Source organism: Natronobacterium texcoconense (genome assembly GCF_900104065.1).
Lineage (GTDB): Archaea > Halobacteriota > Halobacteria > Halobacteriales > Natrialbaceae > Natronobacterium > Natronobacterium texcoconense.
In genome coordinates, this window is the sequence record NZ_FNLC01000002.1 from 290,273 (window position 1) to 306,392 (window position 16,120).

17 protein-coding genes are annotated in these 16,120 nt (G+C 64.2%); 12 read left to right on the forward strand and 5 right to left on the reverse strand.

Translation table 11 applies throughout. The features are described from left to right. Positions 1-12: 12 nt before the first annotated feature. Positions 13-1,083, reverse strand: coding sequence for a quinone-dependent dihydroorotate dehydrogenase (locus BLR35_RS08825; protein ID WP_090380581.1), 1,071 nt, complete (start codon positions 1,081-1,083; stop codon positions 13-15). A 124-nt stretch (positions 1,084-1,207) separates the two neighbouring features. Here BLR35_RS08825 and BLR35_RS08830 point away from each other — a divergent pair, with 124 nt between their 5' ends. Beyond that, on the forward strand, positions 1,208-1,438 hold the full coding sequence (locus BLR35_RS08830; RefSeq protein WP_090380583.1) for an Lrp/AsnC ligand binding domain-containing protein: 231 nt from the start codon (positions 1,208-1,210) through the stop codon (positions 1,436-1,438). 21 nt (positions 1,439-1,459) lie between these two features. Here the strand turns inward: BLR35_RS08830 and BLR35_RS08835 are convergent, their stop codons facing one another. Continuing rightward, positions 1,460-2,641, reverse strand: a complete 1,182-nt coding sequence (locus BLR35_RS08835; protein ID WP_090380586.1) for a thiolase family protein — start codon at positions 2,639-2,641, stop codon at positions 1,460-1,462. Between the two features lie 467 nt (positions 2,642-3,108). Between BLR35_RS08835 and BLR35_RS08840 the strand changes: the two genes are divergently transcribed. The 10 genes from BLR35_RS08840 to BLR35_RS08885 all read left to right on the forward strand — a co-directional run bounded on the left by BLR35_RS08840 (position 3,109) and on the right by BLR35_RS08885 (position 11,910). Then, on the forward strand, positions 3,109-4,140 hold the full coding sequence (locus BLR35_RS08840) for a monovalent cation/H+ antiporter subunit E (RefSeq protein WP_090382877.1): 1,032 nt from the start codon (positions 3,109-3,111) through the stop codon (positions 4,138-4,140). After that, a complete protein-coding gene (locus BLR35_RS08845) occupies positions 4,133-4,417 on the forward strand; it encodes a cation:proton antiporter (RefSeq protein WP_090380589.1) in 285 nt (94 codons plus the stop codon). The genes BLR35_RS08840 and BLR35_RS08845 overlap by 8 nt, the downstream gene beginning before the upstream one ends. Next, entirely contained in the window at positions 4,414-4,740 is a 327-nt protein-coding gene (gene mnhG, locus BLR35_RS08850) for a monovalent cation/H(+) antiporter subunit G (protein WP_090380591.1), read from the forward strand. The genes BLR35_RS08845 and mnhG overlap by 4 nt, the downstream gene beginning before the upstream one ends. Then, on the forward strand, positions 4,737-5,336 hold the full coding sequence (locus BLR35_RS08855) for a DUF4040 domain-containing protein (protein ID WP_090380593.1): 600 nt from the start codon (positions 4,737-4,739) through the stop codon (positions 5,334-5,336). Before mnhG ends, BLR35_RS08855 begins: the two co-directional genes overlap by 4 nt. Next, complete coding sequence (locus tag BLR35_RS08860) at positions 5,333-5,935, forward strand: MnhB domain-containing protein (RefSeq protein WP_090380596.1); 603 nt, start codon at positions 5,333-5,335, stop codon at positions 5,933-5,935. Before BLR35_RS08855 ends, BLR35_RS08860 begins: the two co-directional genes overlap by 4 nt. Beyond that, entirely contained in the window at positions 5,932-6,321 is a 390-nt protein-coding gene (locus BLR35_RS08865; protein WP_090380599.1) for a sodium:proton antiporter, read from the forward strand. Before BLR35_RS08860 ends, BLR35_RS08865 begins: the two co-directional genes overlap by 4 nt. Next, entirely contained in the window at positions 6,314-7,990 is a 1,677-nt protein-coding gene (locus BLR35_RS08870) for a cation:proton antiporter (RefSeq protein WP_090380602.1), read from the forward strand. Before BLR35_RS08865 ends, BLR35_RS08870 begins: the two co-directional genes overlap by 8 nt. Further along, positions 7,990-9,822 carry a Na(+)/H(+) antiporter subunit D gene (locus tag BLR35_RS08875; RefSeq protein WP_090380605.1) on the forward strand — a complete coding sequence of 611 codons (1,833 nt, stop codon included), beginning with the start codon at positions 7,990-7,992 and terminating at the stop codon, positions 9,820-9,822. The genes BLR35_RS08870 and BLR35_RS08875 overlap by 1 nt, the downstream gene beginning before the upstream one ends. Before the next feature lie 118 nt (positions 9,823-9,940). Continuing rightward, positions 9,941-11,401, forward strand: coding sequence for a monovalent cation/H+ antiporter subunit D family protein (locus BLR35_RS08880; RefSeq protein ID WP_090380608.1), 1,461 nt, complete (start codon positions 9,941-9,943; stop codon positions 11,399-11,401). Between the two features lie 47 nt (positions 11,402-11,448). Next, on the forward strand, positions 11,449-11,910 hold the full coding sequence (locus BLR35_RS08885) for a hypothetical protein (protein WP_244510211.1): 462 nt from the start codon (positions 11,449-11,451) through the stop codon (positions 11,908-11,910). Between the two features lie 65 nt (positions 11,911-11,975). Here BLR35_RS08885 and BLR35_RS08890 read toward each other — a convergent pair whose 3' ends face one another. The 3 genes from BLR35_RS08890 to BLR35_RS08900 form a co-directional block, all read right to left on the reverse strand. Then, the gene (locus BLR35_RS08890; RefSeq protein WP_090380614.1) at positions 11,976-13,112 is read right to left on the reverse strand and encodes a tyrosine-type recombinase/integrase; all 1,137 of its coding nucleotides are present in this window, start codon (positions 13,110-13,112) and stop codon (positions 11,976-11,978) included. A gap of 536 nt (positions 13,113-13,648) precedes the next feature. Continuing rightward, the gene (locus BLR35_RS20655) at positions 13,649-13,819 is read right to left on the reverse strand and encodes a hypothetical protein (protein WP_170831000.1); all 171 of its coding nucleotides are present in this window, start codon (positions 13,817-13,819) and stop codon (positions 13,649-13,651) included. Between the two features lie 72 nt (positions 13,820-13,891). Then, the gene (locus tag BLR35_RS08900; protein ID WP_090380622.1) at positions 13,892-15,511 is read right to left on the reverse strand and encodes an alkaline phosphatase family protein; all 1,620 of its coding nucleotides are present in this window, start codon (positions 15,509-15,511) and stop codon (positions 13,892-13,894) included. 121 nt (positions 15,512-15,632) lie between these two features. On the opposite strand from BLR35_RS08900, the gene BLR35_RS08905 reads away from it, so the two are divergent. After that, complete coding sequence (locus BLR35_RS08905; RefSeq protein WP_090380625.1) at positions 15,633-16,073, forward strand: RDD family protein; 441 nt, start codon at positions 15,633-15,635, stop codon at positions 16,071-16,073. Positions 16,074-16,120 lie beyond the last annotated feature (47 nt).

The window sequence follows — 16,120 nt, forward strand, 5'->3', positions numbered from 1 at the left end:
GCGAAAAGCAGGTTACTCGAGGTCCGCACCGACGGCTTCTTCGACCGACGAGAATCCATCCCGCTCGAGTAACTCGACCACTCCACGATTGATCTGCTTCGCGGTCGAGGGCCCTTCGTAGACGAACCCAGTATACAGTTGTACGAGTGACGCGCCCGCGCGTATCTTCCTGTATGCGCTTTCGGGGGAGTCGACGCCGCCGACGCCGACGATCGGCAGGTCGCCGTCGGTGTGGTCCGCTATCGTCCGGATCACGGCCGTCGAGCGATCCTCGATCGGCTTCCCGCTCAGGCCGCCCCACTCCTCGCGGTCGGGCGACTCGAGGCTTTCACGAGTCGTCGACGTGTTCGTCGCGATGATTCCGTCGACGCCGAGGTCGCGGACGACGTCGACGAGTTCGAGGATCGACTCCTCGGGCGAATCGGGACCGATCTTGACGAGTATCGGTACGTCTCGGTGGTTTTCGGCCTCGAGCGTCTCGAAGATCCGTTCCAGGTGTTCGGGCGAGGTCTCGTCGAACTCCTCGGGCGTGTTCGGACAGGAGACGTTGACGACGACGTAGTCGGCAAACGGCGAGAGCCGATCAAAGACGCGCCGGTAGTCTTCGATGGCCTCGTCCTCGCTCGAGGAGTTCATCTTGCCGACGTTGACGCCGAGGGGAACGTTCGGCGCGCCGTCGACCTGCAGTCGTTCCTTGACGCGTTCCATCCCCTGGCCGTTGAAGCCCATGCGGTTGACCATCGCGTCGTCCTCCCGGAGTCGGAACAGCCGCGGTCGGTCGTTGCCCTCCTGTGGGTAGGGCGTGACGGTTCCGATTTCGACGAAGCCGAAGCCGAGCGCCGCGAGCGCGTGGGTCACTTCGGCGTTCTTGTCGAAGCCGGCGGCCACGCCGACGGGGTTGGAGAAGGTCGAATCGAAGACGTCGACCTCGAGTGCGGGGTGGTCGTACCGGTAGGCGTACGACAGCGCCGCCCGGGACAGCCGGGTCGCCTGGGCCGTCCGGAGCGCCTGCTTGCCGAGGTTGTGGGCCCGCTCTGGCGGGAGTTTGAACGCGAGGGGCCGAACCCGCGAGTACAGCGTCATCGAGCGGTAATCGGGACCGACCGTACGTAAACCTCCCGACACGACGTGTCCGGATCGAAGGGGTCGAAACGGGGCGCTTCCGGCGGCTACGGCTTTTTGATTCCACGCGGTGTGTGACCACTGCATGGTCGAAGCGTACCTGCTGATCACGACCGCCTCGGGAACCGCGAGGGACGTGCTGTCGGACGTCCGCGAAGTCGAAGCGGTCGGTCGGGCGAACGTCATCGCCGGCGAATTCGACCTCATCGCCACCGTCGAAGCCGATGAAACCCAGGAACTGCTGACGCTCGTCACGGACGAGATCCAGTCAATAGAAGCGGTCGGTCGGACGCGTACCTGTATCGTCCTCGGGTAGCGAACCGTAACTCGCCGACGGTCAGGGCGACTCGAGCAGCGCCATGATCGCGCCGCCGCCGCCGACGCTCATGCCGACCATCCCCCTGGTTACGTCGTCGTCGTTCTCGAGTTGGTAGGCGAGACTCGTTGCAAGCATCCCGCCGGAGCCACCGATCGGGTGGCCGAAGGCGACCGCACCGCCGAGGGGATTCACGTTCTCGCGTGGGATACCGAGTCGGTCCATCACGTACACCGACTGTGCGGCGAAGGCCTCGTTGATCCAGAAGGCGTCGACGTCCCCGACCGCGAGATCGTTTTGCTCGAGCAGTTCCTCGACGACGTCGCCGACGGCCTCGTTGAACTCGTCGGGGTCGTGGTAGACGAGGTCGTAGTCGACGAGTTGGGCCATCGGCTCGAGGCCGCGTTCTGCGGCCACGTCCTCGTCGGCGAGCAGGACCGTTCCCGCGCCGTCGCTGAGTTTCGACGCGTTGCCGGGCGTGATGGTCCCGTCCTCGCGGAACGAGGTCGGCAGGTCGGCCAGATCCTCGAGCGTCGAGTTGGGGCGGGGGCCCTCGTCGCGGTCGACCGTTTCTCGGCCGGTTTCGACGGGAACGATCTCTTCGTCGAACGTCCCCGAGTCGATGGCCTCGGCCGCCAGCCGGTGACTCTCGAGGGCGTACTCGTCCTGCTGTTCTCGGGAGATGCCCTCGCGGTCGACCATCCGTTCGGTGATCTCGCCCATGTGGACGTCCATGTTGACGTCCCACAGCGAGTCGAGGATCATCGAGTCCTTGATCTGTACGTCGCCGTGGCGACGTCCCTTGCGGTAGTCCGGCAGAATCCAGGGAGCGTTCGTCATCGACTCGAAGCCGCCAGCGATTGCGAGTTCTGCGCGGCCGGCGTCGATGCGGTCCGCCGCGAGCGTGATCGCGCGGAGGCCGGAGCCGGAGGCCTCGTTGACCGTCGTGACCTGGGTCGCGTTCGGGAGGTCGGACTCGACGACTGCCTGTCGCCCCGGCACCTGGCCGATTCCGGCCTGGATAGCGTTGCCGAGGCTCACCCAGTCGACGTCGTCACCGTCTACCTCGACGCGCTCGAGCAGACCGTCCAGCGCGGTTCGGGCTAACTCGACGGCTTCGACGTCCGCAAGCGAGCCCAGCAACGTACCGTGTGGGGTTCGTGCACCGTCTACCAGGACGACGTTCGTCTCGGATCGTGTCATGAGCGCGCCTACATCGTCAACAAAAATGAACGTTGCCGGTCCGTCGGACGTCCGTCGAGACGTGGTATCGTTCTACGGAATTTACCGCCTCGGCCCAACTGTGGGCTCCGTTCCCTCGATCGCTCGCTCAGAATCGAACGTTTGGGTACTCTTCATGACTCGATTGACAAGCATGGGAAAATATCTTCGGAATGGGGCGATATTTATGGATTGTCAACTCCAACTGGCGGATAACGAAATAGTTTTCCTCCGGGTGACGCTTGACTCGACTAACGAAGAGAGACATGAGTAGCAAACGACGGTCACCAGGAGGGATCCGCGGTGGCGGCTAAACGACTGATCGTACCGCTGTCGGACACGGTGACCGTCCGACAGTCGACTGTCTACAGGTTCGACAGTCGTGTATCCGGGAGGGGAGCGTCCGACGACGCATCGACCGGATCAGCCGCCGATCGGAGGTGGGGAACGTGACTACCGGGAATGGCGTCGCCGTCCCGGTCAGCCCGTCGTCGACGCTCGAAAAGACGGTTTCCTACGCTATCGACGCCGTCCAGAGAGGCGAGGGATCGGGCACGATCCATCTCGTCCTCACGACGCCGGGCCACCACGTCGGCGAACAGGGACTCGAACGCGACAGGCGACTCCTGTCGGAAACCAAAGCCCACGCGTCCAACGTCAGTGACGACGTCTCCGTTCAGACGGCACTGCTCGGGGCGGACGAGTACTTCGCCGATCCGCTCGATCACTTCGAGTTGCTCCTCGAGTACGTCGAGGAACACGACCTCGAGCGCGTGATCATCGATCCGTCCTACTCGGTCGACGCGACGGCACACGCGCTCCAGTCCATCGAAACGGTGCTCGACGACGCGAACGTCCACTACGAACTCGCACCTGTCTCGGGGACTTGGCGTCCCACGCAGGCAGAACTCGTTCGAGGTGGCATCATCGGCGCGGTCGCTTTTGCCTTCTACGTGGCACTTGGCGGCCCGACCTACCCGTTCGCGCTCGCCACAGGTGTCGTCACCGGGCTCATTGCAGCGGTACTGTTGCGAAACGTCGCGTTCGAACGGACGCCACACCTCGTTCCCGCGCTGTCGGTCGTCGCTCGCGGTGTGGTGTTCGTTCCGTACCTGCTGTGGGAGATCACGAAGGCGAACGTCCAGTTCGCCTACGTCGTGTTACATCCTTCGCTGCCGATCGATCCGTGTCTCGACCGGGTCGACGCGGCGGTCGGCGACGGCCTCTCGGTGACGGCCTTCGCCAACAGCATCACGCTGACGCCGGGAACGCTGACCGTCGATACGGTCGGCAACGAACTGCTCGTTCACTCGCTCGCGCCGTCTGCCCGCGACGATCTCGTCGAGGGCGTCCACGAGCGGGCGGTTCGGTACCTCTTCTACGGACGAGAGGGGCTCGAACTGCCCGGTCCGGCAGAGCGGGACGACGTCGAACCGATCGTCGAACCGTCCGAACCGACTGGAGGTGTAAGTGATGACTGACCTGGCAAACGCCGCGCTGGTACTTGCCGCAGCGATCGTCGTTCTGCTCGCTGCTGCCGTTCTCTACCGGGTCGTCGCCGGTCCGACGACTCACGACCGCGTGATCGCGATCAACGTCATTGGTACGAGTATCGTCATCGTCCTGGCGCTCGTCGCCGCTGGACTCGATCGACCGGAGTACCTCGATATCGCGATCGTTTACGCGATCCTCAACTTCGTCCTGAGTCTGGTCGTCGGACGGTTCTCCTACCGTAGCAGGGAGGTGGAGTGGCGATGACGCTCGTCACTGTACTCGTCGTCCTGTTTGCCGCCCTCGGCGTCTTCTTCACGATGGTCGCCGCGGTCGGCGTGCTCCGACTTCCGGACGTCTACACCCGCTCGCACGCAGCGACGAAGGCCGACACGCTCGGGGCCGGGTTCGCGATTCTGGCCGTCGGGATCTACTTCGGCACCGCCGGCGAACTGCTCAGAGTCGGCCTGCTGCTCGTGTTCGTCTACATCACGAACCCGACGGCAGCACACGCAATCACCCGCGCCGCCTACAGTCAGGATATCGAAATCTGGACCACTGACGGAAACGACGAGGAGGGATCACGATGATCTGGCTTGCACTCGAGTTCGCACTGATCGCGTTCGTCGTCGGCGCCGCCGTATTCGTCGCGTTCGCCCGCGACGTCGTTGGCGCAATCGTGACGTACGCCGCGTTCACACTCGGTATCGCGGTGATCTGGGTGTTGCTCGCTGCGCCCGACGTAGCACTGATCGAGGCCGCCGTCGGCGCCGGCGTCACGTCCGTCCTGTTCCTGATCGCCGTGATGAAGACGACGGGTATGTCCGGAGAAAACGAAGACGGCGAGGGAACCGGACCAGACGGTGACGCCAGTCGATTCCGGTCGATCAACCTGCCCGCGCTGACGATGGTGCTCGGGCTGGCGATCCCGCTTGGCTACGTCGTCCTCTCGTTACCGCCGATCGGCGCCCCCGACGCGCCGGCAGTCTCGGCTACCTACACCGGCGGCGATCCGACGCCGTACGGCTACTACATTCAGGAGACGTTGCCGGAGACGGGATTCCCGAACGCGGTCGTCGCCGTCCTGGTCGTCTACCGTGGTCTGGACACGCTCGGTGAACTGATCGTGGCCTTCGCGGCCGCCGTGAGCATCCTCATCGTACTCGAACGGGAGGACATCCTATGAGCGGAGACGACGAAGTTCACGGGTACGTCACCGACGACGACCCCGACGAGAAAGAGGAAATCGTCGAAGGCGACACCCACGGCGACACACAGGACGCAGCCGAAGACGCCACCGCTCGAGAACTCGACGAACTCGAGGGCGACGAGGAAGCCGTTCCGCCGGTCCAGATCCAGAGTCCGGTCGTCAAGACGGTCGCACGGATCGTCACGCCGTTCGTCATCGCCTTCGGGGTCTATCTCACGCTGTTCGGTACCAGTCTCCCCGGCGGCGCGTTCCAGGGTGGCGTCATGATGGCTTCCGCAGTCATCCTGATCGGACTGGCCTTTGGCTTCGAACCGACCCAGCGCTGGCTCGATCCCCGCGGACTGGCCGGACTCTTCGTCCTCGGTGCGTTCCTGTTCGGCGGGATCGCGATCGTTGCGGTCCCCCTCGGCGGAGCGGTCCTCGAGTTGTTCGTCTTCCCGCTGTCGGTCGAGGACATGGTCAAACTCGTCGAAGTGGCCATCGCCGCACTGGTCAGTGGCGTGATCATCGGGCTGGTGATCTGGCTCGCTGCCGGCTACGAGAAAGCCGAAAAAGACGGAGGTGACGACGCGTGATCGACGGAACCTATCACTACTACCTGACGGCGTTCGTGTTGTTCCTAGTCGGAATGTACATGATGATCGACAACCGGAACCTCATCAAGAAGGTCATCGGGCTCAACTTCGCCCAGATCTCGATCTACCTGATGCTGGTAACGATCGGCTACATCGAAGACTCGAACCCGCCGATCGTCGGCGTCGGTCTCGAGGAACCACATTCGAATCCGCTGGTTCACGTGCTCGTGCTGACCGCGATTGTCGTCGGTGTCGCGGTGACGGCGCTTGCGCTCGCGCTCGTTATTCGGCTCTACGCGGAGTTCGGGACGGTCGACGCACGCGAGATCGAGGCGAAGATAGCTGCAAGCGAGGGCGGCGACAAGGGAGGTGGCAGCGATGACTGACGTGATCGTCGCGAGCACGTCCATAGAGCCGTCGATTCGGCCCGCAGCGGTGTTGCTCGTCCCGCTTATCACCGTCGGGCTGATCTTCCTCTCGAAGAACCGGCCGAACCTCCGTGAGGCGTGGTCGATCCTCGCCGCCGTGACGATGTTCGGGATCGTCGCCAGCATGGTCCCGGGCGTCCTCGAGGGTCAGGTCTACGAGACCGATCTCGGGTTCTTCGTCGACGAGATCGAACTCGCCCTGCGTGCCGACGCGCTCGGCATGCTGTTCGCGCTCGTCGCCAGCGGTCTCTACGTCGTTACCGCAATCTACAGCATCGGCTACATGCGCGGCCACCACGAGCCGTTCCAGACGCGCTTCTTCGCGATGCTGTGTGCGAGCGTCGGTGCCGCGCTGGGCGTCGCGTTCGCGTCGAACCTGTTCATGCTGCTGGTCTTCTACGAGGTACTGACGCTCGCAACCTACCCGCTGGTCGCCCACGACGAGTCCGAGGAGGCCCGCGTCTCGGGGTACAAGTACCTCGCGTACGCGCTCTCCGGCGGACTGGCTATCTTCGGCGGGATGATCGCAGTCTTCTGGCTGACCGGCAGTATCACGTTCACTCGAGGCGGCATCGAGGGAATCGCTCAGGTCGCGGCCTCCGATCCGTGGGCCGCACGCGGCGCCTTTGCTCTGCTTGCCGGCGGCTTCTGTGTGAAAGCGGCCGTGATGCCGCTGCACTCCTGGCTGCCGAGTGCGATGGTCGCACCGACGCCAGTCTCGGGACTGCTGCATGCGGTTGCGGTCGTCAAGGCCGGCGCGTTCGGCGTCGCCCGGACCGTGATCGACGTCTTCGGACCGGGGACAGTCGGCGACATCGGCATGGGACTGCCGCTGACGATCGCCGCCGGTGCGACGATCCTCATCGCGAGCCTGTTCGCGCTCCGGCAGGACAACCTGAAGGCGCGGCTGGCGTACTCGACAATCGCCCAGCTATCCTACATCGTGCTCGGGCTCTCCCTGCTGTCCCAGATGGGACTGATGGGCGGATTGCTCCACATCCCGGCACACGCGTTCTCGAAGCTGACGCTGTTCCTCTGTGCCGGTGCGTTGTACGTCCAGCTCGACGTCAAGTACATCAGCGAGATGGCCGGCGTCGGCAAACGGATGCCGATCACGATGAGCGCGTTCGGCCTCGCCAGCTTCAGCATGGCCGGCATCCCGCTGATGGCCGGCTTCGTCAGCAAGTGGCACCTCATCTGGGGTGGCGCCGAAGCGGGCTACCTGCTCGTTACCCCGCTGCTCGTCCTCTCGGGTGCCCTGAACGTCGCGTACTTCTGGCCGATCGTATACACGGCGTTCTTCGAGTCCGAAGACGCCGCCGACCAGAAGCCAGTGCTCGACAACCCCTTCGGCGGCGCGCCCGGCGCACGGGCGTACCGACCGGACGGTGGAACGGAGCCGGACGACGACCACGAGGACCACGACCACCACGGTCATCCCGACCTCCCGCCAGCGGACGGCTGGGACCGCGCCAACTGGCGCGGCGGGGAGACGACACTGCTGATGCTCGTCCCACTGATGACGACCGCGACGCTGATGCTCCTGTTCGGGATGGCTCCGGACTACGTCGTCTTCTTCGACCTCATCGAGGAAATCGTCGAGGGAGCAATGGAGGTGTCTAACTAATGAACGAACTACTCTCGATTCCGCCGGCACTGATCGTCGCCGCTGCAGCCCTGATCGTACCGTTCGCCTCCCGGCGAATCGCCCACGGTGTCAGCGTCGTCTCGCTGCTCGCCGTCGTCGCCTGGGCACTGCTCGTCCCCGACGGCGTGGGTCCGACGTACACGTTCATGGGTCTCGAGATCGTCACCGTCGCGGTCGACGACTTCTCGAGACTGATGGCGATCATCTTCGGCGGGTTCGGTGCCGCCGCGGTCGCGTGGGCGTACTTCGCGGACACGGACAACCGCCACCTGCTGTGGGGACTCGCCTACGTCGCACCGTCGCTGTGGACCGTGATGGTCGGCGACTGGCTCGGACTGGTCGTCGGCTGGGAAGTGATGGCCATCACGAGTACCGTCTTCATCTGGCTCTCCGGCGGCACCGCGGTGCGTGCGGGGTATCGATACGCACTCGCACACGGGATCGGCGGGAGCCTCCTGCTGGCCGGCGTCGTGCTCTACCTCTTCGCGGCCGACCCCAGCCCGACCGCACTGCACTTCGATGGCACGGGAATCAGCGGCGTTCCGATCCCGATCGCCGGGAGCACGGTCTCGCTGGCCGCCGTCCTCGCCGGTGTCGGCATCGGCGTCAACACGGCGATGATCGGCCTGCACAGCTGGCTGCCGGACACCTACCCGCAGCCCCACGTCGCCACGTCGGTCTTCCTCTGTTGTTACACCACGAAGTCGGCCGTCTACGCAGCTTACCGTGCGTTCCCCGACGGGAACGCCGTAATCGCGTTCGTCGGTGCTGGGATGGCAATCTACGGCGCGGCGTTCGCACTGGCCCAGAAGGACATGCGTCGTCTGCTGTCCTACCACATCCAGTCCCAGGTCGGGATCATGCTCGCCGGCATCGGCGTCGGCTCCGCGCTCGGGATCGCTGGCGCGTTCGCCCACCTGTTCAACCACATCCTCTACAAGGGACTGCTGTTCATGGCCGCCGGCATCCTGATCCTTCAGTTGAAGGAGAACCGACTCGACAACTTCGGCGCGATCGGCACCTCCGCGCCGATCGCGCTGGTCGTGTTCCTCGTCGGCGCCATGTCGATTAGCGGCGTCCCCGGCTTCAACGGCTTCATCAGCAAGGGGATGGTGATGGACGCCGCCGACTACGACTTCCCCTCCAACGTCGTCGTCTTCGGCGACTTCTCGATCGACATCCTGTTCTGGATGATCGTGGTCGGCAGCATGGGCACGTTCGCGTCGTTCATCAAGTTCGGCTACTACGCCTTCCTGCAGGGCGATCCGATCGAGACGACCGACGCGAATCTCGGGCACACGATCGTCGCGGGCACGGTCGCTGCCGGCTGTGTCATCTTCGGGGTCTACTACCAGGCCCTGTTCGCCATCCTGCCGGAGATGGGGAACGTCGGGGAACTCGACCCCTACTCGCTGTCGCACCTGCTGAAGGCCGGCTACCTCGCGGCCGGCGGGATCGCAATCTTCGTCCTCGGCAGACCGATCATCGATCGCCTCCACGGTGGCTTCGACGTCGACCAGATCTACGACCCGGCGACGTTCTACGGCGCTCGAGCGATCTCGGGTGGCCTCGGCAACGTCTACAACGCGGTCAACGACCTCGTGGTCGGAACCGGCTGGCGGCTGGTCGGAGCCGTCCACGATCCCAACACCGCCATCCGCGGAGCGATCCCGTCCCAGTGGACGGAGGCGTACGACAGACGATACGAAAGTACTCCCGGGAAGACCGGTGGCAAACTCGGGATCGGCCTGACGATCTACGTCGCGGCCGGCGTGCTCACGCTCGCACTCGCCATCGCACTCTTTATCTAACCATGACGGGGAACGCAACGGAACCGACGAAACGAGGGGGTAGCGACCACGGAACGGTACCGACCTCCGTACAGGGTGGCCAAACCACGACCGCTGCAGCTACGGAGGTGAACTGATCATGGAGTGGATCCTCGCCGCGATCGTCCTCCTGCCGCTGATCTCGGCGGCAGTACCGATCGCCGCGACCGTCCGGTGGAAAGGTGTCGGCTGGTCGTTCGCCAGCCTGATCGTCACCGCCACGCTCGGGCTGTCGGTCGTCCTCGCGTGGATGGTCGCACAGGACGGCCAGCAGAACCACGTACTCGGCGGTATTCCGACGCCGTTCGGTATCGAACTGTTCGCCGACGAGTTCTCGATGGTCGTCATCCTGCTCGTCCTGCTGGTCTGTCTGGGCGTCCTCGTCTACACGCGCGTAGGCGGCCCTCGAGGGAACGCCTTCTACGGCGGCTTCCTCCTGCTGGTCGGCGGGATGCTCGGCATCCTGCTTACCGGCGACCTGTTCAATATGTACGTCTTCCTCGAGATCATGGCGATTTCGTCCTATGCCCTGGTCTCGGCGTCGAAGTACCGGTGGTCGACGTACGCGGCGTTCAAGTACCTGCTCGTCGGGACCGTCGGCGCCGGCTTCTACCTGCTCGGGGTCGCTCTGATCCTCGCGTCGACGGGGACGCTCACTATGCGGCTACTTCCCGAGTTGCTCGCTGAGGTTGGCTACACCGATCCCGTGGTGACCGCTGCGTTCGTCCTGATGGCGGTCGGGCTCGCGATCAAGATCGCGCTGTTCCCGGTCCACACCTGGCTGGCGGACGCCCACGCGTCCGCGCCGGACGGGATCAGTGCCGTCATCTCGGCGCTCGTGCCTGCGGTCGCGATGTACGCGTTCGCTCGCGTGCTGTTTACCGTCTTCACGATGGACTTCCTGGCAGCAAACCCGACGGTCTCGAACCTGCTGCTGGTTGCTGCGCTCTTTAGCCTCTTTGCCGGGAGCTTCTTCGCACTCCTGCAGGATCACATCAAACTCGTGCTGGCGTACTCGACGGTCTCGCAGTTCGGTCTCATCTTCGTCGGGATCGCAATCGCGAACGAGACGGCCGTCTTCGGCTCGATCCTCCAGATCTTCGGCCACGGCGTCGTCAAGGCTTCGCTGTTCGTTCTCGCCGGCATGTTCGCGCTTCGGTTCGGCGGCATCCGGACGCTCGAGGAGTACGCCGGCGTCGCGAAACGCGCACCGGTCATGGCGGGTGCCTTCGCCGTGCTCGGGGTCGCGATGATCGGGCTGCCGCCGACGGTCGGGTTCGTCGGCAAGTGGTACATCGCGCTCGGTGCCTTCGAGGAGGGTATGTGGCTCGTCTCCCTGCTCGTCCTCGGGAGCACGCTCCTGTCGGCAGGGTACATCCTGCCTTTCATCAACCGGATCTACTTCCACCCGTTCGAGGGTGAGGACGTCGATCCGGCCGCGATCACGAAGGGCATGCTGATCGCTATCATCATCGGCGCGACCCTCGGCCTGACGCTCGGCTTCGCCTCCGCCGAGATCCAGGGGGCAGTCAGCGGCGCGGTCGAAGGGCTGGTCGCCTGACGCTACAAAACACCCGCTTTTATTATATTATCATTGAATCTATGAGTGTGTTCTCCTCATCGAACGAGTCGAGTGGCCGTCGGCCGAGAGGCGTCGATACACGACTGTACTTCCTGATCGGGTTGGGAACGATCTTCGGAATCGGGCATCACATCGACCACGTCGTTCGAGGGAATCACGTTGGCTGGCCATTGATCCCGGAAGTTACCGTCTTCACGTACACGCTCATTATTTACCCGATTATTGTGGTTGGGATATACCTGACAGTGACAGAACGGGTCGGGGTACGGTACTGGACGATCGTACTTGGAGGCATACTCTTTGCAGTCGTCATCACACACTTTGGCCCGTGGGCCACGGAACCACCACAGGACGTTATCGAACCCTACGAATCCGTGTACGTTGGATACGTCGCCTTTGGATGGTTACTCACCTTCGTCATCTCGCTGACCGCAGCAACTACCTATTCCATCCATCGATGGATACTCGTTCGAAACACGTCTTCTTGAATCGTCGACCGACACATCGAGAACATTCGTTACCTTCTCGAGACCGGTTTCCAGTAGTCAACGTATTACGTCTCGTCGTCCTCGAGTTCTCGAGCCTCGACGTCGATGATCGAGCCGTCGCCGGCCCGCGATTCGGGTACTGCGATCGCGCGTTCGGGGACGGAGGTTCGTAACGCCGGCGTCGAGGGCGTCGCGTCGCGTCGGTACCGTCCGTCGTCGTCGGTCTCGGCCCGCACGCCGCGTGGCGTCAGGTAGTCGCCGTCGACCTCGACGCCCGCCTCGCGACAGAGCCGTTTGAGCACGGAGCGAGCGCCCTCGGTCGTGATCGCGGGCGGTGCGATCGATCGATCGCGTGCCAGTTCGGTCGCAGTGTTGTCCTCGAGCAGCGTCTCGACTTCTTCCTCGTCGAAGCCGCGCTCACGAAGCTGTTTCCGGACGCGGCTGGCGATCGAAGGGGCGTGTCGTGTCGGGAACAGCGGCCAGTCGTTCGAGGGCGGGTCGAGGACGACACCGTACCGTCGCAGTGGCGTTCTCGCGGGCGCGAGCAACGTCACGTCCTCCTGGCGCTGGGACTTGCCGAGGACGCGAATCGTCCCCGTATAGAAGTCGACGTCGTCCCACGTCGCGCCCGTCCGCCGGTCGTCCTCGGGCACCCGGAACAGTTCGGAGCCACGCACGGCCGAGTGTGCGAGCAGGGCAACCATCGCGTACTCGCGCAGCCGGTTTCGACGCTCGGCGGAATCGACGGGGTCGGCCTCGAGCGCGCGTTCCCGGACGTACCGCTCGAGTCGGCGCCGAGAGTCGGCCGTCCAGCGGTCGTCGTCTCGCTGCGTCGCAGCCGGGAGTTCGGCCTCCGCCTCCCGTTTCGTCGCCGGGTTTTCCGCGAGAATACCGCCGCGAACGCACCACGAGAGAAACGCCCGGACGACCGCGTAGTAGGTGTGGGCGGTCGACGGCGTGTAGGTCCCCTCGTCGGTCCGCGCGCACAGTTCGCGTGCGTACGATCGCATGTGCGTGGCCTCGAGCGCCCGGATCGCGGTCACGCCGTGTTCGTGCTCGATCCACTCGGCGAACCGCCGGAGGATCGATTCGGCGTTTGCCGCGTACGTTCCCGCACCGGAGCCGTCCGGGTCGCCGACGGCTTTCCGCTGGAGGTAGGCGTCGACCGCGTCCGCGATCGCCACGTCGATCGTATCGCTCATCGTCGTCTCACCTCGCCGTCGCTCGAGTCCGGGGTTCGAGTCGGAGACGAAACCGTGATGGGGCCGTCCCGACCCATCACCGTATCGGACTGTCGGAGTGCCAGAAGTCGGTCACCGGAATCGACGCGACGAGTCATTCGTACGGTTGTTACTGTTTCACTCCCGTAAATCTGTGTTTCGTTCTCGGCGACACCGGCCCGACCGCTCGACGGTCTCGAGTCCCGTGAAAACGGCAGTTGTTCGCTCGATTCGGCGGCGTTGAACCCCGAAAAAAGCGGAGACAGTGATAGAGGTCGTAGTAGTCGACGTCCGTTGCAGTGTCGCCGCCGTCGACTGCCGTAAACTCGTATTCTATCGGCGAGCTGATCGAACCGGGGACCGAAAAGACGAATCGGCTCCCACAGTCGGGCATCGTGGACGGTCGAATACTATCGAGAGTGTGCGCATTCGGCTTTCGTACGCTGTTTAGAAGAAGATTCAGTCGCTACGGGTCGACGCTGCTTCTCGAGACGGCGCTCCCTCGACCGGTCGTGTTCTCACACTCGTCCCTCGCCGACGGCGAGGACCGTAAGTGCGACGACCGTTCCGAGCACCACCGCCGCTAGCAAACCACCGAGATCCTGGAGTTCGACCAGTATCACGAACGCGAACACGGCGACGTACGAGAGGAGGATCAACACGAGGTATCGATAGAGTTGTTCGTCCATACGTGACTGTCCGCTAGTCGGACCGAATACGTTTCGATACAGTGACACACGAGGGAGACAGCGCGAAGCCGATCACTCGAGATAGCCCAGATCCGCGAGTCGTTCTTCGACCGCCACGTCGTCCGTCCCGGTCGAGCGGTCGTCGTCCAGTCGGGGATAGCTACGAACGCCGGGCGAGTCGACACAGGGGAGGGGCTGGCCGTCCATCCGGTCGTCAACCGGGACGCCGAGCGTCGCCAGGACGGTCGGTGCGACGTCGAAGAGGTGGGCGTTCCCGACGCCCGCATCGTCGTCGATATCGGGTCCTCTGGCTGCAATGGTCCCCTCGAGTTTGTGATTCCAGGGTTCGGATGGCGGACCGAACTGTTCGTCGCGCAGCGTCGCCGAGAGGAAGTGGTCGAAGTCGGCGGGAACGGTGACCACGTCGACGGCGTCCTCGCTCTCGGGGCCGTGGAAGTACTCCTCACGGGGACGGACTGCCTCGAAGACGGGGTCGCCGTCGGGCGTCTCGACCGATCGGAGCGCGTCGATGATCCGCGTTCGGACGGCCTCGTACTCCTCCTGCGGGACGACGCCGTCGGGCTCTCTGCCCTCGAGGTTGATCCGGACGCCGAGTTCGATCCGCGAACGGACGAACGCTCTCGAGGACGCGAAGTCGACCTGGGTCGCGCCCGCGTTGACGACGCTCGTCGGGGCGTAGTTCGCGACGGTTTCCTCGAGGCCGAATCGCTCGAGGACGGCGCCGATCCGCTGGCTGGTCAGCCCCAGGGTCGCGGCCGTCGCCATCGCCCGTTCGCCGAGGCCGGGTTCGCGGTCGGTGCTCGCGGTGCCGGCCTTGAGCGCGTCGTCGCGAACCGTCGCCCAGGTCGGCATCCCGCTGCCGCCGCGTTCGGTCTCGACGAGTCCCTCCGCACGGAGGTACTCGTTGATCCGGAACTCCCGGCCGTCGTACGGGCCCATCCCGTGGTCGCTGGCGAGGATCACGTTGTCCGGATCGCAGACCTCTATCGTCTCGGCGAGCTGGCGGTCGACCTCGCGGTAGGTCGCACGGATCGCCTCCTCGTTGTCGGGTTCCTTGTGGAAGATCGAGTCGGTCACCTGGAACTCGAGGAAACCGAACTCGGGGTCGACCCGGTCGGCGAGGTAGCGAAACGCCTCGCCGCGCATGCGCGCACAGTCGCTGTAGCTCTCGGCGCGGTCGTCGATCGTTTCGTCGGGGTAGACGCGATAATCACCGATCTCTTCTCGAACGTCTTCGAGCAAGCCTTCGGGATGACAGTCGGGGTTCTCGGGCGCGGTGTAGCCCGGAATCAACGCGCCATCGAACTCCCGCGGCGGGTGGGTGACGGGAACGTTGACGACGACGCTCGAGTAGCCCCGGTCCGAAAGCAGGTCCCACAGCGCCCGCTCGCGGACGTCGGTCGCGTTGACCACGTCCCAGTCGTAGCCGTCGAAGGAGAGGAAGCCGTAGACCCCGTGCTTGCCGGGATTCTTCCCCGTGTACATCGAGGGCCACGCGCTCGCCGTCCACGGCGGGATCTGGGACTCGAGCGGCCCACTCGCCGCGGTCTCGTCCTCGTAGAACGACTCGAGCGTCGGTACCTCGCCGTCGTCGAACAGCGGCTCGAGCACCCGTTCGCAGGCCGCGTCGATACCGACGAGCAGCGTTCGAAGCGAAGATCGATCCTCCATTGGCGGGTGCTCCACGGGAAAGGGACTTGGTTATGGTCGCTGTTACGCGTCGAATTCGTTGCCTTCGGCCGGTCGGTACGAACCACGTGAATTTTTGGTGTAACGATCTATTGGACGCAGTATGGTTGGTCCCCAACGTTCACGGTTACGACACGCAGGATTACTCGAGCGAGGCGCAGCGTGGTTCGTCGACGGCATCGCATCGTTCATCGCCATCTTCGTGCTCATGTTCCCGATAATATTCCTGTTCTCGGCAGGAGGATCGGCCGACGCCGCGGAAGGGATGGGTATGCTCGTCGGACTCGTCGGTCTGATCGCCTACTACGTGGGCTCCGAAGCGAAGTGGGGACAGACGCCGGGCAAGATGCTGCTCGGAATTCGCGTCGTCTACACTGACGGCCGGGAGTGTTCCGGTGCCGGTGCCGTAATCCGTAATATCACGAAATTGATCGGCGGCGCGGCACTGCTCCCGATTATCGTCGCGATCGTCCTCATTCTGGTGACCGACGACAACCAGCGACTCGGCGACATCTTCGGTGATACGACGGTCGTCAAGGTCTAAGCGATACGTTCGACGTGATCTAGCTCTCGGAGCGTGATTCGTGCGAG